General features: G+C 41.4%; 15 protein-coding genes and 7 pseudogenes. 11 read left to right on the top strand and 11 right to left on the bottom strand.

Annotation, left to right across the window (positions count from 1 at the left end; genetic code table 11):
- Positions 1-581: 581 nt before the first annotated feature.
- The 3 genes and pseudogenes from QLG08_RS17825 to QLG08_RS17835 all read right to left on the bottom strand — a co-directional run.
- A pseudogene (locus tag QLG08_RS17825) lies at positions 582-1,119 on the bottom strand (integrase core domain-containing protein); the annotation flags it as partial.
- Positions 1,120-1,312: 193 nt separating this feature from the next.
- Entirely contained in the window at positions 1,313-2,173 is an 861-nt protein-coding gene (locus tag QLG08_RS17830) for a fimbrial protein (RefSeq protein ID WP_282473048.1), read from the bottom strand.
- Positions 2,174-2,298: 125 nt separating this feature from the next.
- Positions 2,299-3,063 carry a fimbria/pilus periplasmic chaperone gene (locus tag QLG08_RS17835; protein ID WP_110015666.1) on the bottom strand — a complete coding sequence of 255 codons (765 nt, stop codon included), beginning with the start codon at positions 3,061-3,063 and terminating at the stop codon, positions 2,299-2,301.
- 504 nt (positions 3,064-3,567) lie between these two features.
- Here QLG08_RS17835 and QLG08_RS17840 point away from each other — a divergent pair.
- Both QLG08_RS17840 and QLG08_RS17845 read left to right on the top strand, forming a co-directional pair.
- The gene (locus QLG08_RS17840; RefSeq protein WP_210487747.1) at positions 3,568-4,107 is read left to right on the top strand and encodes a fimbrial protein; all 540 of its coding nucleotides are present in this window, start codon (positions 3,568-3,570) and stop codon (positions 4,105-4,107) included.
- 300 nt (positions 4,108-4,407) lie between these two features.
- On the top strand, positions 4,408-6,906 hold the full coding sequence (locus QLG08_RS17845) for a fimbria/pilus outer membrane usher protein (protein ID WP_282473049.1): 2,499 nt from the start codon (positions 4,408-4,410) through the stop codon (positions 6,904-6,906).
- 275 nt (positions 6,907-7,181) lie between these two features.
- Here QLG08_RS17845 and QLG08_RS17850 read toward each other — a convergent pair.
- A pseudogene (locus tag QLG08_RS17850) lies at positions 7,182-8,026 on the bottom strand (integrase core domain-containing protein).
- A 51-nt stretch (positions 8,027-8,077) separates the two neighbouring features.
- Here QLG08_RS17850 and QLG08_RS17855 point away from each other — a divergent pair.
- The 5 genes and pseudogenes from QLG08_RS17855 to QLG08_RS17875 all read left to right on the top strand — a co-directional run.
- A pseudogene (locus QLG08_RS17855) lies at positions 8,078-8,520 on the top strand (IS110 family transposase); the annotation flags it as partial.
- A gap of 556 nt (positions 8,521-9,076) precedes the next feature.
- Positions 9,077-9,700: a winged helix-turn-helix domain-containing protein gene (locus QLG08_RS17860; protein WP_110015663.1), complete on the top strand. Its 624-nt coding sequence runs from the start codon at positions 9,077-9,079 to the stop codon at positions 9,698-9,700.
- Between the two features lie 646 nt (positions 9,701-10,346).
- Positions 10,347-10,826, top strand: coding sequence for a hypothetical protein (locus tag QLG08_RS17865; protein ID WP_110015662.1), 480 nt, complete (start codon positions 10,347-10,349; stop codon positions 10,824-10,826).
- Between the two features lie 409 nt (positions 10,827-11,235).
- Entirely contained in the window at positions 11,236-12,279 is a 1,044-nt protein-coding gene (locus QLG08_RS17870; protein WP_110015661.1) for a tyrosine-type recombinase/integrase, read from the top strand.
- A gap of 352 nt (positions 12,280-12,631) precedes the next feature.
- Positions 12,632-12,880: pseudogene (locus tag QLG08_RS17875) on the top strand (transposase); the annotation flags it as partial.
- A 9-nt stretch (positions 12,881-12,889) separates the two neighbouring features.
- Here QLG08_RS17875 and QLG08_RS17880 read toward each other — a convergent pair.
- Positions 12,890-13,957, bottom strand: a pseudogene (locus tag QLG08_RS17880) (IS30 family transposase); the annotation flags it as partial.
- Positions 13,958-13,964: 7 nt separating this feature from the next.
- Here QLG08_RS17880 and QLG08_RS17885 point away from each other — a divergent pair.
- From QLG08_RS17885 to QLG08_RS17895, 3 genes and pseudogenes are all read left to right on the top strand, one after another.
- Positions 13,965-14,147 (top strand): annotated as a pseudogene (locus QLG08_RS17885) (IS110 family transposase); the annotation flags it as partial.
- Positions 14,148-14,576: 429 nt separating this feature from the next.
- Positions 14,577-15,842, top strand: a complete 1,266-nt coding sequence (locus QLG08_RS17890; protein ID WP_282473050.1) for an MASE1 domain-containing protein — start codon at positions 14,577-14,579, stop codon at positions 15,840-15,842.
- A gap of 29 nt (positions 15,843-15,871) precedes the next feature.
- Positions 15,872-17,164: an MFS transporter gene (locus QLG08_RS17895; protein ID WP_282473051.1), complete on the top strand. Its 1,293-nt coding sequence runs from the start codon at positions 15,872-15,874 to the stop codon at positions 17,162-17,164.
- Positions 17,165-17,214: 50 nt separating this feature from the next.
- Here QLG08_RS17895 and QLG08_RS17900 read toward each other — a convergent pair whose 3' ends face one another.
- On the bottom strand, positions 17,215-18,351 hold the full coding sequence (locus QLG08_RS17900) for an MFS transporter (RefSeq protein WP_282473052.1): 1,137 nt from the start codon (positions 18,349-18,351) through the stop codon (positions 17,215-17,217).
- A gap of 337 nt (positions 18,352-18,688) precedes the next feature.
- Here QLG08_RS17900 and QLG08_RS17905 point away from each other — a divergent pair.
- Positions 18,689-19,007, top strand: a pseudogene (locus QLG08_RS17905) (transposase); the annotation flags it as partial.
- 115 nt (positions 19,008-19,122) lie between these two features.
- On the opposite strand, the gene QLG08_RS17910 reads toward QLG08_RS17905, so the two are convergent.
- The 5 genes from QLG08_RS17910 to QLG08_RS17925 all read right to left on the bottom strand — a co-directional run bounded on the left by QLG08_RS17910 (position 19,123) and on the right by QLG08_RS17925 (position 22,651).
- Positions 19,123-19,635, bottom strand: a complete 513-nt coding sequence (locus QLG08_RS17910) for a disulfide bond formation protein B (protein WP_210487912.1) — start codon at positions 19,633-19,635, stop codon at positions 19,123-19,125.
- 69 nt (positions 19,636-19,704) lie between these two features.
- Positions 19,705-19,770, bottom strand: coding sequence for a DUF5993 family protein (locus QLG08_RS22720; RefSeq protein ID WP_233255885.1), 66 nt, complete (start codon positions 19,768-19,770; stop codon positions 19,705-19,707).
- 475 nt (positions 19,771-20,245) lie between these two features.
- On the bottom strand, positions 20,246-20,584 hold the full coding sequence (locus QLG08_RS17915) for a NirD/YgiW/YdeI family stress tolerance protein (RefSeq protein WP_272847756.1): 339 nt from the start codon (positions 20,582-20,584) through the stop codon (positions 20,246-20,248).
- A 644-nt stretch (positions 20,585-21,228) separates the two neighbouring features.
- Positions 21,229-21,684 carry a hypothetical protein gene (locus QLG08_RS17920; RefSeq protein ID WP_272847757.1) on the bottom strand — a complete coding sequence of 152 codons (456 nt, stop codon included), beginning with the start codon at positions 21,682-21,684 and terminating at the stop codon, positions 21,229-21,231.
- A gap of 406 nt (positions 21,685-22,090) precedes the next feature.
- A complete protein-coding gene (locus QLG08_RS17925; protein WP_110015891.1) occupies positions 22,091-22,651 on the bottom strand; it encodes a fimbrial protein in 561 nt (186 codons plus the stop codon).
- Positions 22,652-22,675: the final 24 nt, after the last annotated feature.

Consider the following 22,675-nt stretch of genomic DNA (forward strand, 5'->3'; position numbering starts at 1 on the left):
TAATGACGATATTTATTCGCAAATAGCTTCAGAACCTGAATCTATACAGCGTATTTACGACATCGCAAATCAGTTTGAACCGTAAGCCGTCATCAGTTGCGTCCTCAGCCGGGAAACCCTGGAAAAAGGACGATAATGCGGACATCTCAATATAGCCAGAGGCGGACATCTGAATTTAGCTGCTACAATAAAAGTACGCATAATGCTATTTATGTTAAATAATACATCCCGCCACTTACCCGGTTACGCACCGGCACCTCACCTGCGTCCCCTCTGGACCTGAAGCCCGTTAAGCACCGGGCGCGCTACGTGAAAACTGGCGCACAGAACCCCTGCGGGTTATACAGAATTCACGTAGCGTTGCCTGTCAGTATCTGACCACTGCCCACTTTCAGCTGCACGGCAGCGTCATCACACTCCGTTGTTTACGTGTCATGCGCTTTAGTCGTTCAGGCTGCTCTCGCGCGTACTCATCAGCAAGCAATCGTAAGAACGGGATGAGAATAATCATACGCAAGCAAACAGCAACTGTGACTTTCCCCCAAAAACAATGCAGTGCTTAATCAGAGATCATCGACTTTCTAGAGACTTTGGATAAATTCAGCCGGAGTCATGTCATTTAATGATGAATGCGTTCTCTCATGATTGTATTCTCTGCGCCAGTTGTCGAGTTTCTCCTGCGCATGTTCCATTGACAGTAACCAGTAAATGTTCAGACACTCATCCCGCAGACTGCCGTTAAATGATTCAATAAAAGGATTATCTATCGGTTTTCCTGGGCGCGAGAAGTCCATGGTCACTCCGTGTTCATACGCCCATTTATCCAGACTTTTTGAGATAAACTCGCTGCCGTTATCTGTGGCAGGCGCTTACCCAGCACCCGCAACCCTTCATTACAGCGACCGCATCCTCACCTTTCAGTGACTTTCCAGCATGGATCACCAGTCACTCCTAAATAAAATTATCGACTACAGTCAGCGCCCGGAAACGCTGTCCGTTAAACAGATTGTCCGACACGAAACTCCTACTCCAGCAATGATCAATATGGGTCAGAACCTGACGTTGCTGGCGATGTACTGCACTGACATACATGCGGGGGCGTTTTCAGCGCAAACGCAATCTGTTCTTCGGTTTAGCGGGTTTTTTCATAGCAATGTGTCCCTCTTTGACATGGAAGAAAGACCGGAAACTTCAGTTTAGTCTGGCACTGTTTTCAGGACGTAAGGTCAGAATGAGCAACCTTTGTAGTCGCGAACGATGAAAGCCATTTATTAAAAATGCAATTTTAAACTGATTACTAAATAAGTCATGATTAATCGAGACTCATAACAAGTACGGCCGAACTTTTAAAAGGACCAGTTTTCAATTCACCAAACTGCGATTTAACAAGCTCAAAGCGTAAAGATGCAAAGCCAATTCCACTATTTAAATGTGTTCTGGCGCTATCACCAGGCTTCAAAAGAGAACCATTATAGTATGTCTCAATCCCGATATTTTCATTGGAAGTCTTAATTGCCGAGGGAGAAAAAGATGAGTTATCAGCCGAAAGCCAAATTTTAATTGGTGTTGTTAAAGGGTTTTTGCATCTATATTGGACTGAAATACTTTTAAAAATTTTACTAGTAGCGCCGTTGGAAGATAAAAAAAGTTTACTAACTTGCCCGAAATCTACATTGATATCTCTACCACCATTAATTTTGCAAGATCCAGAAGTATATATAACACTGTTGCTTGGATAAAAATCAACTCCACCAATAAGACCCGTTCCAGCATAACCCAAAAATTGATATTCAATCCGTGCAATACTGCCTTTAGGTATAAACACATGACCAGGATCTTCTCCCATTGTAAAGTAAAACTTAACATGAACTATCTTTGTATCTGTTTGACCCGGTTTAAAAGTTATTATTCTTTTATTTTTTATAGTGGTTGGATAATCTACACCGTCAATTATGATACCTGTTTGAAATTCAGAAGGAAGGCCAGTCAACACATCTTTGAGTTCCAAATAGTCATCATAATCATAAATCAGAGTCCGCTTACATTTCAGTGTCAAATCCATAAAAATTTGTTTATTATCCGAAGTAATTGCTCTTGGTAAGTTAAGAGAAACTATTTTGTTCCATTGGTTGCTGATGCTGCTACCGTCGGGGAAAAAGCACAGAATAGCCATGGCATTTTTCGATAAGAAAATGAAGAAAAACAGAAAATAGCGAGGTAGAGAAAAAATATTTAGAAGCAAAATATTCACCATGGAAGCTAAATTTATAAGATTAGAATAAAGAACTGTCGTCAAAGTTATTTGTCAATGATCTCTACAACTCTACAAATTTCTTTTTCACAATTAAATACAATTTTTGGTTGACCACCATAGTCATTGATGTAGCTTAATACTGGTTGATCCCCAAGAACGCCAGCGCTAATCTTGAGGTCTACCGTTTCACGGGGGGGGATCATCGTAGGATAAAAACTATTAATGGTTTTTCCATTAATCGATGAAGCAGCAGCACTCAAAGTAACATAAAAAGGCGTTGGATTGCGAAATTGATAACCACTTTTTATCTTCCTCAATACCACCTCCTCTTTGAGTATGTTGGTTAGCTTCTCTGATTTAGCTATCAACTCAGCAGGGCGATAAAACAACTTAATACGAGTTTGGAGGGCAATCTGTAATGAATTGATTTTATCGCTTTTGGGAGGGATTTCTCTCAAGTTAAAATAGTACAAACTTTCTTTATCTTTTGGATTTTCATTTATGTCAGAAGTGGTTTGAAGTGCAATTTGAGAACTTTCGCCGGGCTCTAAGCGCTGCAGAGGGGGGAGGACAAGAATCGGATTGTTGATTTTTTTTCCTTTTTCATCTTCAATCCAACCTTGCGCCAAAAAAGGCAGATCTTTATTTTCATTAGTAATGGTTAAACTCATTGATTTACTATTTCCATCAAAAATTATACGTGTTCTGTCTAAAGCTATTGCAGCGAACGCATTACATTCAAAAAAAGTAATGACCAATAAGGTTAAAAAAATTAATGAGTTTTTTTTAGTGAAAATAACTAATTTCATATAATTACCCTCCGGAAAACTAAGTTAATAAATTTAAAAATAATTATCACATATTAGGAATGTTATCATGAGTAATAAGATTTACTTGAATGCTTTTATGAATTTTGAAAAAATATAAAATCATATAAAAAGCACCAGTCAATTTAATTATTCATATAACCTATAACTATGATGATTTTCCATAAATTGAGTTTAATTTCAAATTTATTTTAATTAATTTTTATCCAGCTTTTATTTTTAGTGATTCAAACATGACTTCCTTGTCCGGTTTTAGCATTTAGCTAAGACGAAGATACCGGTTCGGATCCAATTTGAGCAAAAGCAACGACAATTGCTTCAAGTTAATAATGATGCCATTTTACCATAATTAAGTTTTAGTAGGATTAAAAGAAAGGCAAAAAAATAAAACTAGATGACTAGAGTTGTTGAAAGTCAGCGCATTGAAGTATCTAATTAAAGGAGGTTACACGTTTTATATAACCCAACCAAAAGCGAGGCTTTTATATGAAATTTAAATTAACTATTTTACCTATTGCGTTGTATATGATTACGAATGCAGCACATGCGGCAGACCAAGGTCAAGGTAAAGTAACTTTCACAGGCACTATCATAGACGCTCCGTGTTCTATTGCTCCAGAAAGCGCTGACCAAACGGTTTCCCTAGGGCAAATAGCCAATAAATCTCTTTTGAATGGTGGAAAATCCAAACCAACATATTTTGCTATTAAGCTTGAAAACTGCGATGTATCATCGTTGACTAATAAAACGGTAACAGCTACGTTTACCGGTCAGAAGTCAACAGCAAACCCTAATAATCTAGCATTAACTGGCAGCGCTTCGGGAGCATCTATTGTTTTGAGTACGGAAGGTGGTCAGGACATAAAGCTTGGGCAACCAACACCAGGATTAATGTTGCAAAATAGTAATGCTACGATGAATTTTGCTGCTTATTTAGTTGGCGATCCAGCATCAAAGGATGGAACATCAACAATTGTTCCTGGTGAATTTAGTTCTGTTGCCAATTTTACTCTTTCATATCAATAATCGCCAAAGCATCCAATTTTTACGATTACTTACATGAGTAAGTGATCTGAAACAACAGTGACACTTCCGGCACCGGTTGTGTCCTTTCGGGTTATATCCATATTTGACAAATTTTAAATAATGATAATCAAATAGACATTAAAATAATAATTTTTTAAATAATAAAAGCAAAATTAAATACACCTGCGATAAAAATAGCTAGGTGGGATATTCAGTATCAACCTGTGAGGAATGTTCGCTTTAGAAGAATAATCGAGTATCGAATTTACAATTCAGGATGTTATCTAACAGGTTTTTAGTATGAAGTTAACAAGTAGAATAAATTGTTACCCAACCTACCATAAAAAATTTAATAAATTACTTTTAACCTTTTTTTTATTGCCGAAATTTGTTATGGCGATTGAGTTTAATGCTGATGTTTTAGATGTAAATGATAGAAAAAATGTTGATTTGAGTAGGTTTTCGCGTTCGGGATATATTATGCCAGGGACTTATAAAATGAGTCTTAACCTTAATGGTAAAAAAAAATCACCTGAGCAAGATGTTATATTTTACAGTTCAAATGATAATCCTCAAGAAAGTCATGCTTGTATTACTCGAGGGATGCTTAAAATTTTAGGGCTAAAAAAGAATATAATAAAAAAAACAGATTTCAGTAAAGGATACCGTTGTCTCAATATTAAATCTATTAAAGGAATGAGTGCACATGGAGATTTATCAAATTTTGAACTATATATTGTTATTCCGCAAGCTTACCTAGAATATAGTTCTGAAGGCTGGGATCCGCCATCAGTTTGGGATGACGGAGTCTCTGGAATAATGATGGATTACAATATCAACACAAATGTTGACAACCCTGTTAATGAAAATACTTCACGTTCATTATCTGGATATGGTACAAATGGATTAAATTTAGGATCTTGGCGTATAAGAACTGAATGGCAGGGTAACTATTATGATAGTTCAAAATACAGATCTTCTGAATTTAGCTGGAATAGATTCTATGCTTTTCGGCCAATACCTAATTTAGGTGCTAAAGTTGTTTTGGGTGAAAGCTATCTTGCTTCAGCCATATTTGATACTTTTAACTTTCTAGGGATTAGCATATCTTCTGATGAAAAAATGCTGCCACCAAACCTTAGAGGATATGCTCCTCGTATAACTGGTATTGCAAAGACGAATGCAAAAATAACTGTAAGCCAGCTAGGTCGTATAATATATCAAGACACTGTGCCCGCTGGACCATTTAGTATTCAAAATTTAGATTCATCAACAACTGGTACTTTGGACGTAAAAGTTGAAGAGCAGGATGGTTCAGTTCATACCTTTCAAGTTAACAGTTCGAATGTACCGTACCTTACACGCCCAGGCCAGATACGTTACAAACTTGCTTTAGGTAAGGCAGCCAACTACAGGCGTGAAATGAAAGGTCCGGATTTTTTTTCCGGTGAGTTCTCTTGGGGATTGAATAATAACTGGTCTTTATACGGCGGTTCCCTGGCTGCTAAACAAGATTATAGTTCGATAGCACTTGGTATAGGTCGTGATTTACAACTCTTGGGAGCCTTGTCTTTCGATATGACTCAATCGTATGCTGTATTACCGTCAGAAGGTATTTTAAAAGGTAAATCTTTTCGTTTAAATTATTCAAAACGTTTTGAGGACTATAATAGTCAAATAACTTTTGCCGGTTATCGCTTTGCACAACAAAATTTTATGAGTATGTCTCAATATTTAGATGCTCGATTCAATGGTTTAAATATCAGTAATAAAAAAGAGTTATATAACGTATCATTAAGCCGATACTTTCAAAGTGGTGGGTTATCATCTTTTATAAACTATAGCCATCAAACTTTTTGGAATTCACCTCCAAGAGACAACTACAACGTTTCGATTTCAAAGTATTTTGATTTTTTTGGATTAAAAAATCTAAGCTTTAATATTTCAGGTTTTCGAACAAAAACTTCTGGGCGTCGTGATGATGGGATTTTATTAAGCGTTAGCATTCCATGGAAATACAACACAACTTTTAGCTACGATAACTCATTAGATAGACAAGGAATCAGCAATTCTATTGGCTACTCAAAAAAAATAGACAATATTAATAGCTATAGTGTCAAAGTAGGTAGTAATTCTTATAACAATTTTAATGGAAATGCATTTTATACTCATGAAGGCAGTGAGGGCCTGCTTAATGCAAATGCTAGTTATCAACAGGGTGAATATAGTTCGGTTGGTATGAGTATACAAGGTGGAGTTACAGCAACAATAAAAGGTGCAGCACTACATCGAGTAAATAATCTTGGTGGGACTCGAATTATGGTTGACACTGATGGTGTCAGCGGGCTGCATGTAAGCGGCTACGGTAACCCTACAATAACTAATTTTTTCGGTAAAGCTGTTGTGGCTGATGTAGACAGTTATTATCGTAATAGAGTGAGCATAGATATAAATGAATTGCCTGATAACATTAATGTTACTAAATCAATTGTAGAAGACACCCTTACGGAAGGAGCAATAGGTTATAGAAAGTTTGGTATTATAGCTGGTGAGAAAGCCATGGTTAAAATTAGATTAAGATCTGGCACTTTCCCTCCATTTGGAGCAGTTGTAATTAATAATTCTGGGCAAAATACTGGTATCATAAGTGATAATGGTTATGCATGGCTAACCGGCATCAGGCCGGGCTTAACGATGGAAGTTAAGTGGAATGGTCAAAAGCAATGTCTACTCAATTTACCGGACCCTCTCCCAAAGTTAAATAAACCTATTAACCTTGAATGTTTTTCATTTGATTAAAAGAACCCCACACTTTTTTCAGCAAAATCATTACCACATTAAGATTTGATAAATGACTGATCCCTGAAACAAAAGTAGTACTAAATAATTTCATCCCGTTGCCATTAAGTGATCTTGACTTGCCTTTATTTTGACTTTTATAAGTAAGGGTTTTTACGTATTTACTACTTAAGATTTGTTAGTAAGTTCAAATTGTTTTTATTTCAATATTTTAACTCGCACTAATGAAGATTGAAAATTTTTATTCAGTAACTGTAAGCACACCTGTTTTAGTTCTACGCACTTTTTGAGACTTCCGGGTTTTCTGCCATCAGCGGGAATTCTTCCGGCGTCAGGTTGTTCAGGGATTCATGAGGGCGCTCGCTGTTATATTCCATCAGCCAGCGCTCTGTGATTTCACGCGCTTCATTCAGGGTTCTGAACATATAAAAATCCAGTATTTCTTTCCGGTACGTCCGGTTGAACTGTTCAATAAAGCATTCTGCGTCGGCTTACCCGGCATGATGATTTCCAGCATTACACCATGTTCTTCGGCACATTGTGCCAGCGTCAGCGATACCAGCTCGGGCCCATCATACCGGATAACCACGATTTGCCACTATCCTGTCCGGCACTCTCACGACCCGCTGCGCCGGGATATTCAGGTCAATTTCTGTAGCCAGCGCTTCACGGTTAAAATCATCCACCGCATTGAAGGTCCGCAAGCGTCTGCCACACACCAGCGCATCATGCATAAAATCGATGGGCCCGCTCTGGTTAATTGCTTCCGGCGTCGCCAGTGGAGCCGGATTTCGCACCGGCAGACGCTGCTTTCCCTTACGGTGAAAATTCAGTTTAAGCAGGCAGTAAATCCGGTGAATGCTGTTATGGTTCCACCTGTTGTCCTGACGTCGCAGCATCTGGAACAACTTCTTAAAGCCGTATCGCGGATAGCGCTCCGCCAGTTCAGTCATCGCCAGGATCACCGGCTCATCTCTACGGGTATCGGGCTGGTAATAATAGACTTTCCTGCTCATCGATAATGTCCTGCTTCGCTGCAGATATCTTTGACGGTACATCCGGCTTGAACTGACTACTGAACGGTGATGATCTGGTGCTCGATAAATCGGGCTTTATGCATGGCGATCTCCTCAGGGACATAATCAGTATGTCGGAAGATCTCTAAAAGTTAATGGTTCGTCTAAGCGGGATACTTACAAATATTCCAGCCTGTCTGATTGGGACTGAAGCGTCCACAGGGCATTTTACTGCCAGCGTTAGTTTCAGAAACTGGACCACAAAAATAGGTTCTCAGTCTTCAGTATGTGAAACCCTTTGTCTGCGAGCAAAAGAAAGACGGTAATGATGAACAGGCCATCGCAGTGGTTCTGATGCAACCGACAATGCAGATCGTGCCGCCAAAAGCCAAGAACAGCAGGATATTAAGGCTTTACACCGGACAAAGCAGCGTATTGTTAATCACTGACTGCGAAAGTCTGTCAAATAAGAGGGCTGTTACTTGACCAAGGGACTCCCATTGGCAGTATTGTCTTCTGAGCTCGCCAGACTATTCCTCTTATCCTTGAAGATGCAGAAACTGGTCTACGTTACCGTATTTGGAGAATAATTGCCGATCATCGGCATTAATCTCTGAATAATCTGACGATTGAAGAGTACCTCTGATGTCTTAAAACACGAAACTCTCAAAAAATGCGTCTAACTAAAACAGGTGTACTTTTACATGGTTGAGCAACTAAATCGAGCATTCTACTTAGAATTCAATAAATAATCGGTGACATTAAATAGATATTGTAAGTTTTCATTCTTTTTTTATTCCTTTTTTTTATTTTTTTCTTTAAGAAAAGTTTAACTATCACTGCGCTAGATCAAAAACCAAATGCACTTTCTTTATCTTTTATCAAAGAAAGGGTGGTATTCTTCATTTTTAAACGTTTTATTTTTAATAATTATTGAATCGAGGCTTGTATGTGGAGGTTTTTTTCTATCATTATCTTAATAAGATATACAAAATGTAGTTATATAAAATATAAATTACATTTTTTTAAATTGATTTTTTATTTTTAGTTAATACTATGTATTCATAAGATTGGTAAAACCTAATGGATTTTGAACCTAGCCTTGTTTATGATGATTAAATCTAAAAACAAGCAAAATTAGTAAGGTTGAGAAAATGAAAAGAATATTTACTATCGATAATAGTGTCATATTCATTGTTAGTGAAAAAAAATTGATTAGATTAAACGACGATTGTACGGCTAAACTGAGAACTCCAGCTGCACTCTGCTTGACTGCACTTTTGGAAAATCAAGGATCTTTAGTAACCCATAAAAACCTTTTTTATTTAGGATGGGAATGTTTTGGAATGTCAGCTTCACTGAATGTTTTGCACAACACTATTTTCTATCTAAGAAAACATTTATCTAAAATGGGGTTCAAAAGCAATATAATTCAAACTATACCTCGAAGAGGGTTCGTAATATCAAATAACATAGAGGTAAAAAAAGAACTTCCAGGTAAGCTAGCAGAAAATGAATTTATTTTAAATGAAAGAAAGGATGAGCCGGATATTGGTGATGATTTATCGGTTTCATCCAAAATTTTACAATCATCTAAATCAAGGGATCAATTAAACTTTACCTCGCTAACTTATATCCCCGGCGTCGATGATGATAATTACAATGACGCAAATGACAAACTAAATTTCCTTGAGTTGGAAAATTCAATTTTAAAAAAATTACTTTCTGAGGTCATTGTAAATAATGAAGAATTAAAAAATGCTCTTATGAAAAAGTAATCTCAGTTAATTGGTGAAAGTTTTTTTAACCTGAAAACCTTCAATGTAAGTGCTTTTTTTTGGATATAAATTTAAAATAGAAAATTGCCTTTAAGTTCCGCATAAAAACTTATCACTGATTAAATTTAAGTCATTAAGATAAACTGATTGCTTGAAGGGCTCCTTGTGAGATGCTAAAACCTAGTTTTTAATAATAATCCAGCCCAATACAACTGTTCATTAGGCTTATAGTTAGTAAAACCAGTACCCCAGTATTTTCCATGTATGATAAGGCGTTATACATAGGAATTAATACCATTTTATTGGATTAAAAAATCTTACATTTTCTTATGGCTTTATTATGTTTATAAGAGTTTTTTGCGTTTTAAAAAATTTTATGAAGTACTCTCTCATAAAAACTTATAAGAAACTCATGTTCTCAAGCTTTTAATCAGTGGTGCTATAATCGATGATATTTCTTAAGCAACAAATTTATCAACTAAAAGTGTATACCGCTACAGTGAAAAAATCGTTAACAAATATGGATTTTGTGATTTATGTTTCTATTCAAGTGAAATTATTTCAATAAAAAACCTTGCCTAGAAATTATGATTATTTTTTTAATAGATTATGGATCATAATTCAAATTCAATTTACGGATGCTGCTATGAAATATTTAGTAAGAAATAAATTAGCTTTTTATAGTATAATATACAAACTTGAGTGCGCTGCCGAACTTTTTTTGTTGGCGACTAGTGATTGGGGGATTAAAAATAAGGAAAAACACATTATCCCTGTAAAAAAACTTCCAAAATTGAATTTTGATTCATTAAAGATGGATATAATTTATTTACCTGAGAAGTTATCTTGCAGTATTTTAGACTTACTCATCACTTATGCTAAAGCTGAGGTAGCAATGGAGAAGGTTTGGGATGAGGATGACCCTTTTAATCCAGAGTTTTATTTTACTTTAAGGCATCTTACCTCAAGCGTGATTGGATTAAAATGCTTAATCGTTTCCAAGAAAATAAAAAAAAACTATGGGATAGTTATTAGATCCAGTAGTTTTGTAAATCAATCTACTTTTTCATTTTTATGGGAAATACGCCGCCACCGCAGATCTGAATATCTGAAGTTCATAAGGTAAGTATTGAATTATTTTCTATAGGGATTAATTAACCTGGCTTTACAGATTTTAAATAATTCTTTTTACGTTGGTAGCTACTTATGTTAAGCGCTGCACTTCTTGCCAAATTTATAATACTACCATATTAATAATTTGGGATTTGAGAATGGGTATTCTTTGAACCCCATCTTCAGTCTCTTTGTTAATCCTCTCCCTGCTCATCTTGCTAACTTCATATAATAGACCTTATATGAAGTTAGGATCCTGCAGCGGATCCCTGTATCATGGGATCCGGTATGAAGATCAACCGCGCATGAAATCTTCAGGCCTGTGTGAACAAATTAACAGGCATCGCTACGTAAATTCTGCAGGGTTTCTCCCCTGCTTCCCTGACAGAATTTACGTAGCGCTGTCTCCTGAAAGGATAAAAATGGACGATTTCAGACCACATTTACCCGTATCTGATGCTCAGCTGCCCGGCCAAGCTGACGTGGTGGCGCAGCTCCGGGCGTTTGTTCAGGACCGAGAGGCCTTTTCTGACAATACGTGGCGGCAGCTGCTCAGCGTGATGCGGATCTGCGCCGGCTGGGCGAAGGAGTACGGCCGCACCTTTCTGCCCATGAAACCCGAATGCCTGCGTGATTATCTTATGTGGCTGCAGGCAAACGGACGGGCATCTTCGACTATAGGTACACACCTCGCTCTTATCAGCATGTTACACCGTAACGCAGGGCTGACTCCTCCCCATGCTTCACCCTTAGTTTTTCGGGCAATGAAGAAAATTAGCCGGACTGCTGTGGTTAGTGGCGAGCGCACAGGCCAGGCAATACCCTTTCGTCTGACCGATCTTCTCACGCTTGATGCCAGATGGTCGGGGTCAGATTCTCTGCAGCATCGGCGCGACCTGGCATTTTTACACGTGGGCTATTCCACACTGCTTCGGGTGAGCGAACTGGGACGTCTCCGCGTACGTGATGTTTCACATGCTTCAGACGGAAGGATTGTGCTCGATGTCGGCTGGACGAAAACCATTGTGATGACCGGGGGGCTTATCAAAGGACTGGGCGCACTTTCAACGCAACGCCTGAGAGAATGGCTGAACGCGTCGGGCCTGATTAACGAGCCTGATGCCTTTATATTCTCACCCGTTCACCGTACCAATCGAGCGAAAATCAGTACCGACAGGCCGCTTTCAACCCGTGCAATGGAAGATATTTTTGCCCGAGCCTGGCACGAGGCGGGTCCCGCTGCGGATGTTAAACCCAATAAAAACCGGTACCGGGGATGGTCGGGGCACAGTACCCGGGTAGGGGCTGCTATCGATATGGCCACAAAAAAATACAGTACTGCACAGATTATGCAGGAAGGTACCTGGAAAAAGGCCGAGACAGTGATGCGCTATATCCGTCATGTGGATGCCCATGCAGGAGCGATGATCGATCTCATGGAAGATCACTCTCAAGCTCCTTTTTAACCTGCTGACCAGAGTCTCGCGGTGACCGGTCACGTACTCAGCCAGTTTGTATAACGTATTGCTCATACCGACTTGTGTTACTGCCAGCATCCTGAAAGCACAGGAAAAAGGAGGCGGGCTTAACGCGTTTATAAGCTCCTGTAAACGCTCATCCCCTTCTGGATTGTCCGCGAAGACAGTATGTCAAAGAACTGCTGGAAAGTGCTCTCAACCAAATACAGGTGCTGAGGCTCATCTTCATTATCATCCGCAATCGAATAATCATGCTTGACATCTTCCAGATGTAGACTGAATCGCCACGGGTTTAACAGACATCTGAGAGTCATTTAAGATGACTTAAAGAGAGGTGTACATGAGCGGTAAGCGTTATCCCGAAGAGTTTAAAACTGAAGCAGTCAAACAGGTTGTTGATCGTGGTTATTCTGTTTCCAGCGTTGCAACACGTCTTGATATCACCACCCACAGCCTTTACGCCTGGATAAAAAAGTACGGTCCTGATTCTTCCATTCATAAAGAACAGTCAGATGCTCAGGCCGGGATCCGCCGTCTCCAGAAAGAGCTGAAGCGGGTTACCGACGAACGGGACATATTAAAAAAAGCCGCTGTAGATTCAATCTGTCAACGCAACACCCCTTTCAATTATCTCTTTCGGTGTTATGAACTTCAGTGTCTTTCTCGGTCTGTTGTTTAGCTGAGCTGCAACCTGATCCAGCTCATGTTGAGTATATTGGGCAAGGCATGTCTTTTTGGGAAGGTACTGTCGAATTAGCCCATTAGTGTTCTCGTTTGTTCCCCGCTGCCAGGGACTCTGAGGATCGCAGAAGTAAACTTTAACTCCGGTTCTGCCAGTAAATTCCAGATGCCTGGCCAGCTCCATTCCTCTGTCCCATGTCAGTGATTGCCGGAGTTCAGACGGCAAGCTCAGAAATTTTTCGGTAAGAGCCTGATTCACTGAGAAAAAATCTTTGCCCCTGAGTCTAAGGATGATCGTATAACGTGATTTTCGGTCTACAAGTGTGGCTATATGCGAGTTTTTTGTGCCTGATACTAAATCGCCTTCCCAGTGCCCCAGAGTGCGTCTGTTATCGATATGTCGGGAGCGTTCGTGAATTGGTGTTCCGTTCACTATGTTAATCGTACCTATTTCACCTTTGCGGGTATGGCGTCTGCCATGGCGAAGGCTATGCGACCGGCGCAGATGCTGTACATTCAGGTGGTGTAGCGCTTCGCGGCTACGAAAATAGAGCGTTTTATAAATTGTATCAGGTGATATTCGCAGTGTTTTTTGACGCGGTTTCGTTCGCCTTAACCATCCTGATATTTGCTCTGGAGACCACTTCATCTCCAGCTTTTCCAGAACAAGCTCTCACAACGGTAAATTCTGATCCAGCAAGCACGGTTTTGGTCTTTTCGCCATCCTGCTGGCCCGGTTATTAGCATCAACAGCTTTGTAATAGCGCCTGCCTCGATTACGCTGAACTTCACGTGAGATCGTCGAAGGACTACGATTCAGCGCAGTAGCTATCGCACGAATGCTCATTTTGGCTGGCAAACCGGCTCGTATTTCCTCGCGCTCTGACAGTGTCAGGTGAGCTACAGCCCGCTTGCGCTCATTAGGTTTTATGCCGCCAGTATCTCTTAACATAGTGAAGATTGTTCCTGGTTTAGAACCCAGAATGCGCCGCTGGGAGCCGCCCGCAACTGATATCAGGCTTCTCAGCGCACTTCTGCGACGGCGGGATGTGCTGCTGGCTGACGTCGTGCGGGAGGAAAATCGGCTCGAAAAATATCAGTCCACCGAAACGCTTGCAGATCTCGTCATTTCATGCATCAGGATGGCGCATCTGCTCCGTGAAGAAGTGAGAAGTTGCTATTTATGTTAAATAAGATGTTTGATTGCGTGATCAGCCCGTTCATCAACGCCTTTTTATGCCTCTCTTATTCACTGAGATGAGGTGTATATGGTTAGGGCGGATTCATGACGACCTGACCGAAATCGGGGATAACCTACGGTAAAACCGGGTAGGCCGCATCATGCAACTTAACAGGGTCAAAAGTTCGGCAGGGGCAGAGCAGCCAGACAGCAGGCATTACACCGCCTTCCACTTCGCATAGGATGCTTATGCTCTGTTAATCAAATATGGCTTGTAAACCAATTAAAGATACGTTTGAGAATACTAAAAGAGTTTCTGATATTGGTTATAGAAGATAATTTTTGATAAAATTCAACCCAACAACCATTCTCGCAAGCGAGCCACTCAGAGAACTTGTGTTCACTCAGGATTTATTATAGGTATATGCCAAAATTTGTCCCAGCGGTAATGTCCAACTTTATAGTAATGACGATATGGGCGGTCTTTTATTACTTGTCTGCCGTGCTGTCGCTGCGATTTGACGATCCTCAGTTGCACATATCTGTCGTATGGTTTCCTGCTGGCGTCGCCACTGCGGCGTTTTTAAATTCGCGCTGGCGACTATGGCCAGCGCTGTGTGTTTTGTTTGTTGTGCTTGATGTGATTCTGGACAAACCTTCGTTCAGCAGGCTGCCGACCGAGACGTTTTACGCCATTCTTGATCTGCCTTCTTCGCTGATAATTGCGTGGATAGTGAAACGTTTTTCCCGGCCCGGTGATGATTTAAATATTATTATGTTGTGGTTCGCCTCAACCATTATCATCAGCTTTCTGGATGCCGTGTTTTTCGGTATCGGACTCTCATTAGCAGGAAAAAACAGCTTTTCCGATCTGTTCTGGACCGGTTTTATTGCCGACATGACCGGCATTTTCCTGGCCACCACCATTATTATGGGCTTTGCTAACAGCCGCCTTACCACAGCCGTTCAGATTTCCATCAAAACACTTCTGTCAGGCTTAACGCTGCTCGCCGCGATTGTGGCACTGTCGTTGTGGATATTCAGTGGCGGTGTTAAAGATTTTAGTATCGCTAATACGATCACCCACGATGAAAGCCTGATTTTCGCTTTCAGTTGCCTCCCGATCATTCTTGCCGCTTTTTTAACGCTCTTCTGGGGTAATCGTGGCGGATCGATAGCGTTATTAACGTTGTCAGGTTGCGTTATCTATTATGCCGATAAGGGCGTGGGTCCGTTCTTTCTCAAGGGATTACATACCGGTGAACCCCTGCTCCTTGTGCAGTGCTATTTAAGCGCCAGTGCGTTGCTGCTGGTTTTTTTACGGGTGGTGACGCGAAATATTTACCGCTTCAATTCAGAAACCGACGCACGACTCAATTTACAGGCCATTTATCAGCTAAACCTGACAGAGGGCACGCTCTGCTGGGAAAACCTTTCTGGTGAACTTGCTGCGCTTCCTCGCGAGATTCTTGAAAAGAAAGAGGCAATACTGGCGCAATTGCATCCAGAGGATAAACAGCGCCTCGCCGGACACTGGCAGGCCATTCCACCTCAGCAGACGCTTCCTGCGATTCAATTCAGATTGCAATACGGAAATGGGCAATGGCTGCACGTTACCGATAGCGGAGCCCTGATATTCGAGCGTCAGGGATCGCTGTTCATACTGGGTAACTGGTCGGTTTCCACCTGACTTTTCAGCGCATTTAGGAGAGGGATAGATTGATACAGATAGCCATGTTGCTACTGGGTACGGCATATATTAAGCGAAATGCCCGATACCTTTCGGTTGCCGCAACACTGTGGTTTATCACAGGTATATTACTTTTCATCGATGGTCTTGACCTTCACTCGTACTTTCCATTACAGATCTTTGGCTATATTCTGCTGCTGGAAAGCATGCTTACACTTTGTGTTGCGACCAGCGCTGTCGGAACAAAAAAGAGCATTCTTTTTTTCAAAGGCGGCATATTTTTATTCGTATCACTGATTATCATCGTTAATCAGGAATACAGTAATGTCCTGCTGGCTGTCATTTTTGGTTTTACTTTTTTTATCATCGGCTTCTTCACCAGCTTTTCCTCTTTTATTGTGCGCTTTCCCCGCTGGAAGCTGACGCTTATTTATGGACTGGGATTAATTTCCTTTTCGTTCTTCCTGCTCAGTCACCATGATGCGACCGTATCATTCTTTATTGGTTTTCAGATGGTTACCAGTGGGTTGAGTACCATTGGCATCGCCAGGAAGGCGATGCGGATGAAAAGAGGTACGTCTATTTTTCAGCTGATTCAACCCGGCGACGTACTGCTGAGTAGCTCCCCTTTAATCCAGGAACAAGAACTGACCGCCCCCCATCCGGTGCCGACGTCTGCTGCAGCGCGCGCACTGATTGTGCACGTATGGACGCCTGAAGAAACCACCGAAGCCAGGCCTGTTTCGCGCCCTGTCATTAACCGTTATATCGCCGCCGTGGACGAAAATGGTGTTATCTCAACCGGACACGCGGCGCTTGAAGTGGCTGATTATCTCTACATCAGCCTTTATCCTGCCGAGGAGATTGATCGGTCTCCTTCGGAGTTTTTGCGCACACTTAAGGCCACCCGTGATAATGATGTGGCAGGGCGCTTTCTGCCAGACTACGCCACAGAATCCTCAGAATGGTGTCATTCTGTACGTCAAATCGAGTTTAAAAAATTCAGCCTGCGGAAACTGAATCACTTCTGGGAATCTTATCGCCGCAATAACACCTACAACCTGACTTATCGTAACTGCTCAAGTAGTGTTGCCTATGCTCTTGAAGCCGCCCTGGATGGTGCGCTGGCACATGAGCGAAAACTGAGCGACCTGCTGGTGCCGGAGCTATGGATCGCCGCACAGGTGCGTAAACGCGCGCAGATCATGGCCTGGACGCCTGGCCTGGTAATGGATTACAGCCGGGCACTGAATGCGCTGGTGCATCCCGTTCCTCGTCCCTGGTATCACCGTCTGCCCTGGCGCCGTGCCATAGAGAAATAACCTGCCAGCCCTATCCGCAAACCGTTCAGGACAAAGGCGGTAACGACTTATCAGGCTCGTCCGGGGCCATGAATACGCAGATCTACTGCGGCCATTAAACAGAAGAGGCCGCAAAGCGCACCGACCATCAGCGGCAAGCCATTCTGCGTTGCTGACATGGCAAGGCCACACAGCAGCGGCCCAAGTAGAGCCCCTGTGCCCCATGCTACCGAGGCGGCGGCATATACGCCTGCGAGCTCTGCTCCACTGAATGTCGCGCCTGCCCAGGTTATTGCGACGGTATAGATCCCCACGAACAGCCCACCCCACACAAAGAGGATCAGATAAGCCGCAACCGGCCAGGATAATAACCATGGCCAGATGGCCGCTCCCACCGTGGACAACAGCGCCAGTATGACGATGAGTCGTCGGCGGTCAACGCTGTCAGCAATCATGCCAACCACAGGCTGTAAGAGAATGGCACCCAACATCAGAACCGAAATTAATCCAACGGCATGTTGTCGACTCCAGCCATGGGACTCGGCATAAAGCGGTAAAAAATTAAGTCCGGCCACTTCGACGGCAGCATTTAACCCCGTGGCAACGATCATTAAAAAGGCGATACGGATGCTTTTCAGAAAGCCAATAGCGTGGCTGGTTGACGAGTGATGCTGCGCCATGCCCAGCAGCTTAACCAGCACCAACGCCAGGAGAACAATGGCCGTGCCGATAAAGAAAGGAAAATTGCTCTGGCTTGCGCTAAGGGTCAGTATTAACGGGCCACTGGCAAACCCTGTTGAAATGCCGGCGGTGTACCATGCCATTGTTCTTGCCCTTGCCTGCTCAACGGTCGCGTCATTGATCCAGGTTTCTGTGAGCACCATTATAATCTCACTGAAAATGCCCAAAGCAAGCCGGAGTCCGAACCAGTAAATAAAAGGCAAACAGGTAAAAAGCAACATGATGACGGCCACGGCGGCAAGCGAAGTCCCCAAAAGCAGCCTTGGGTGGAAGCGCTGAAAGAGACGAGGAATAAAAGGTGCGACAGCAAAAACGCCAATAGCCTGCATCGCGGCATTGAGTCCGATATAGCTTTCGCTGAAACCATTATCCTGCAATCGTGCGGCGATCAACGGTGCGCTAAGGCCGTAAGTCAGGCCAAAGATTGCCACACAAATAATGACAGAAATGAGATCTTTTTTGTTCATTATGCTCCAAGTCCCTTACAATAAGCGCTCATATTATATACCAATATTTTTAGACAAAATTGAGTATAATTAAATTAAAAAAATCCAAAAACTAGTACGGCACAGATTTCGTAGAATAAATCTAATTAAGAAATAAGCTTTCTGATTAAACGTACTATCAGGAAATACGTTCACTTTAGGGCTTTTTGTGCTTACGTCACTTTGTGCAATAGCGCGGACGCGGAGAAAGGTCATTGTCTCACCAAACTGAGCATGTAGGTGGCCACTGACCTGCTCCCCGTTGATTAATACACCGCGATGTTAGTAATGTCTTCATCAGCCACATGAGGACATCCCCATGAAGAAGCGTTTTTCCGACGAACAGATCATCAGTATTCTCCGCGAGGCTGAAGCCGGCGTTTCTGCCCGGCAACTCTGTCGCAGTATGGTTTTTTAGACGCTACTTTCTACATCTGGCGCAAGAAATTTGGCGGCATGGGAGTCCCTGAGGCAAAGCGACTTAAATCACTTGACGAGGAGAACGCCCGTCTTAGGATACTGCTCGCCGAAGTCATGCCGCATAGGGAGGCGATTCAGGTAGCGCTGGGCCGAAAGTTCTGACGACAGACCAGAAGCGGAAAGCTGTGAAAGCAATGTTTGAGGCAACGGGTCTGTCGTAACGCCGTGCCTGCAGGCTGACAGGTCTGTCCCGGTCTACTCAACCCATTTTGCATTTTAATTATTTTATTTGTGTAAAATAGACACCAAAAGATGGTGTCTATATGATATAAATTATTTCCCAATTAATTGATAATATGTTGGATTTTCAGCGCATTGTCCGCTGCCACATTCAAGAACGGTCGATATCAGATTGGCTACTATCATCACCGTAAAAAGCAGAATTGAAAATTTCCCCCATAGTGGAATGCCCAATGGTTTCCCTACATTAATATCATCTTTACTCAACATCAGTAAAATGGCGATAGCAAAAACGGCGAATAAAGATGTAATAAGAGCCCATGTATAAAAATGCAAACCCATAAAAATCGACCCATATCCAGGATCACCGGGTAGAATATGTAAAAACATTTGTCGTGCTGCTATCGAGCAAGTGAGCACACAACCAATCAAGGCAAATCCGTAATGAATATCTTTAATGCCGAAACGAACATTAAATAAGAAGCCAAATCCGATGAGCATCAGCCCGACACGTTGTAACAAACACATAGGACAAGGTAAATCTTTTATCATTAACTGATAATAAAAAGCCACTAAAAGCGTAGCGCTAATACCTAACAGACCCATTAAATTTAAACTGAGTAATAAAGAATTTCTTTTTTAGCTTTTAGAGAATTAGTCACACTTAAGCTCCATTTAAAAAGATAAATCTAAAGGATCGGTTGCATGGTATTTTAACCATAAGAGATTGATTACTAACAATAAAAATCACATCACATAAGAGAACTTCTTTTTTCTGAAAATAGTACTAAGAACTGTACCGAAAGCAATAAGAAAGGGGAGGAACATATACATGATAAATCTCCATCATTTTAATTAACCGAAGCCGTATATTTAAAAAATCCTACTTATTGAATTTGAAAATAAACTCTATTACAAGGCATAAACATTTGAAATTTGTTGTTGAGTTATAATTATTCCGCATTGTAAACAGAAAGAAAGCTTCAGTTGTTAAGCGCATGGAAAATATGAATATTCGTGGATTTTATCTTGTTGGTTTTTTGGTGGGAACATCCTTTACTCTCAGTGGTGATATTAATGATTGCTTTTGTCATTATTCTGGACGTTTCATCTTAGCGGCGTCACTAAATTAATTCATTAAAATAAAATCACCCCTGTAAATTTAATTTTAAAAACTGTTATTGTACAATTTCTATTTTTTACATCAATCTAAAAGTTATTCCATTTTTTTCAGCTTCGCCCTCAATACGTACTTTTTTTCAGGAGAAACAGTCTGGCCCATCCAGTATTTATCATCAATTTCGACATAAGTACTACCACTGCTATCTCTGAACCCGTATAGTTTATGACCAACTTGTTTAATGACATGACCTACTAAGACCACCCATGCATCGTCATGTAAGGATTTAGCTTGTTCAATACTCGTCAAGGCCGGGGTCGGTCCCCTGAACCCATCATTAAAATATGTTTCTTGACCTGAATTAACGAAACCAGGTTTAGCTAAAACACCAAATGAAATGGCAGAAATTAATATTACAAAACTTGTTTTTTTCATGTTTTCTACTCTTTTTTTTTATCTTTAAGAGTGAAAAATCATATCTTAAATTATTAACATAATTAATTATTTTATTGTTTTTTTAATAAAAATCCTAAAAAATGTAAGAATAACCAAGTTTTTGCTCTTCATCTTTCTTGACTTACCCTAAGCATATTTTGAACATTGCTAATTTTAAGCACATGAACATTTGATGGCAACCATCTGTTTGAATTGATTTTTTTAAATTCTTACTTCCCTTATCTTAATATTTTGATTCACATATTCTCTTTTTTTTGCTCTTAGAGATTTTAGGAGTGTTTCTTTAACGCAATAGCTGGAATTTTGTGCGCATTTTTAATTTTTCATACCATTTATATTTAGCCTTCTATAAATTAAATAATTACTGCTCGCGCCTTGGTAGACGATCCTGCCCTTTAGTTTTAGCATAACAACTGTCTTTGAGCCCGATGACGAAGCATGTTGGTGATACAACGGATCCCATGCTTCATTATTTATTCAGCATTGCATTCAGGATGGTTAGTAGGTTAAGATTTATAGTAACTTGGAATTCATCGCGTTTGACTGCTGATTTCAGGATGTTAAAAAAAAACTTCTGCGTCGAACTGATTCTTCATTTCTGCTTTATTTCGCTTCTCCGGAACCTAAGGAATGTCAAGTTTAACATTTAATGTACCGGAATAAGTGCCCGGCTTTAGCTTCTGCTGGCCAGGATTCAATATTAGCATCATCGGTGCTGTATTTTTGGCAACCCACCTGCTATCTTTCCACTCCGCACCGTCAATACGGTAAGGAACTACATTATTGCCTTGGCCAGCTATTTCTCCCTGCGTGCCATCTGTTTTATCAGGTATGAAAGTGAGTACACCGCCAGGCTCTTCAGGCCGTGCTAACTCCATAATCTGACGTTCCTGTCCATGAAGTGTTGTCTGTACCTGAGTCTCCACCAACGCAGAGAATGAGCTACCAGCTGGCACTTTCAATGTCGAATCACCGTATGACTGCCATGTACCCGCTCGTCCTGATTCATAAAACGTAAGCTCTACTGTTCGCTCACTTTCAGTTGGGTTTGTCAATACAAAGGGTGTGCCGGTAGGCATTCTTTTGGGTACCTCAAACCCTCGATTATCTGATCCATCACTGCAGTAACAAGGTTGAGTTACACCCTGGACTGTAACTTGAACATTGGAGTCGTACTTACAACACACTAAATTCGGCCCGTCCCACGGCCACCATGGTTTATCCCAATTAATTGGGCCATTTTTTATTCCCGGCGCGGTAGCCGAAATCTTCACAGGAGTGGTTGCCTGAGCGCTGGCATTGTATCCCAACGTTAGTAAATAGCAGATTACTATCATTCTGTTCATTTTCACCCCGTCATTTCTGTGGCTGACAGTTTGCACTACCATCAAGCATTTAAATTATTGACTTATTCTTCCCTTTTTAACCTGCCGGGCCGTCAATGGACCATCCTCCTTAAGGCCCGGAAAGTTAACCTGTATTCTGTTACTCGTAGGCCAGCTTCAGAGCTACGTTAGCCATGAAGTTCCCTGCGGTAGGCTTTGCACCACCTGCAGGCAGAAGTTTTACGTTGAATTTAAGTGGGGAACCGTCTTTTTCTTTAAATTTAATCGGAGTTGTGGGTGTCAGCACTGCCCCGGCTGAGGTTGCGTTATCCCCGGCCAGAATCTCCGCTTTCACGTTGCTTGCAGATGACCTGTCTGTTGATTTGGCCTGATTTGCTATCAGACCCTGTCCATCGACAGCCGCGTCATCCGTCGAAACGTCAATACCGCTTACACCCGTCCCGCAGTTTTTCAGTACAATCGTCACTGGCTTAACCGCCCTCGCTGTATCATTCATGATGTCGCTGACCTTGATATTATCCAGCGTCCACGGATTGGCGGCGTCCACTTCACAGGTGTTATCCACCACGGTTGCGGTGATGTTGACCGTGGTAGAGTTCGTTGTCGTTGGTGTTGGGCCGGCTGCCCGGGCGGTAACGGACAGGCCAAGCAGCGGAAGAATGGCCAGCGGCGCGAGTGAGTAGCGGATAAAATGTTTCATTATTTATTTCCTTTAGTGGTCTGA

Source organism: Pantoea sp. V106_11, from assembly GCF_029967885.1.
Lineage (GTDB): Bacteria > Pseudomonadota > Gammaproteobacteria > Enterobacterales > Enterobacteriaceae > Pantoea > Pantoea ananatis.

Coding starts and splice junctions, on each gene's coding strand:
- QLG08_RS17890 (WP_282473050.1), top strand. CDS start 14,577: ATGCCAAAATTTGTCCCAGCGGTAATGTCCAACTTTATAGTAATGACG.
- QLG08_RS17920 (WP_272847757.1), bottom strand. CDS start 21,684: ATGCCTACCGGCACACCCTTTGTATTGACAAACCCAACTGAAAGTGAG.
- QLG08_RS17840 (WP_210487747.1), top strand. CDS start 3,568: ATGAAATTTAAATTAACTATTTTACCTATTGCGTTGTATATGATTACG.
- QLG08_RS17915 (WP_272847756.1), bottom strand. CDS start 20,584: ATGAAAAAAACAAGTTTTGTAATATTAATTTCTGCCATTTCATTTGGT.
- QLG08_RS17925 (WP_110015891.1), bottom strand. CDS start 22,651: ATGAAACATTTTATCCGCTACTCACTCGCGCCGCTGGCCATTCTTCCG.
- QLG08_RS17860 (WP_110015663.1), top strand. CDS start 9,077: ATGAAAAGAATATTTACTATCGATAATAGTGTCATATTCATTGTTAGT.
- QLG08_RS17910 (WP_210487912.1), bottom strand. CDS start 19,635: ATGGGTCTGTTAGGTATTAGCGCTACGCTTTTAGTGGCTTTTTATTAT.
- QLG08_RS17835 (WP_110015666.1), bottom strand. CDS start 3,063: ATGAAATTAGTTATTTTCACTAAAAAAAACTCATTAATTTTTTTAACC.
- QLG08_RS17865 (WP_110015662.1), top strand. CDS start 10,347: ATGAAATATTTAGTAAGAAATAAATTAGCTTTTTATAGTATAATATAC.
- QLG08_RS17870 (WP_110015661.1), top strand. CDS start 11,236: ATGGACGATTTCAGACCACATTTACCCGTATCTGATGCTCAGCTGCCC.
- QLG08_RS17830 (WP_282473048.1), bottom strand. CDS start 2,173: ATGGCTATTCTGTGCTTTTTCCCCGACGGTAGCAGCATCAGCAACCAA.
- QLG08_RS17845 (WP_282473049.1), top strand. CDS start 4,408: ATGAAGTTAACAAGTAGAATAAATTGTTACCCAACCTACCATAAAAAA.
- QLG08_RS17900 (WP_282473052.1), bottom strand. CDS start 18,351: ATGAACAAAAAAGATCTCATTTCTGTCATTATTTGTGTGGCAATCTTT.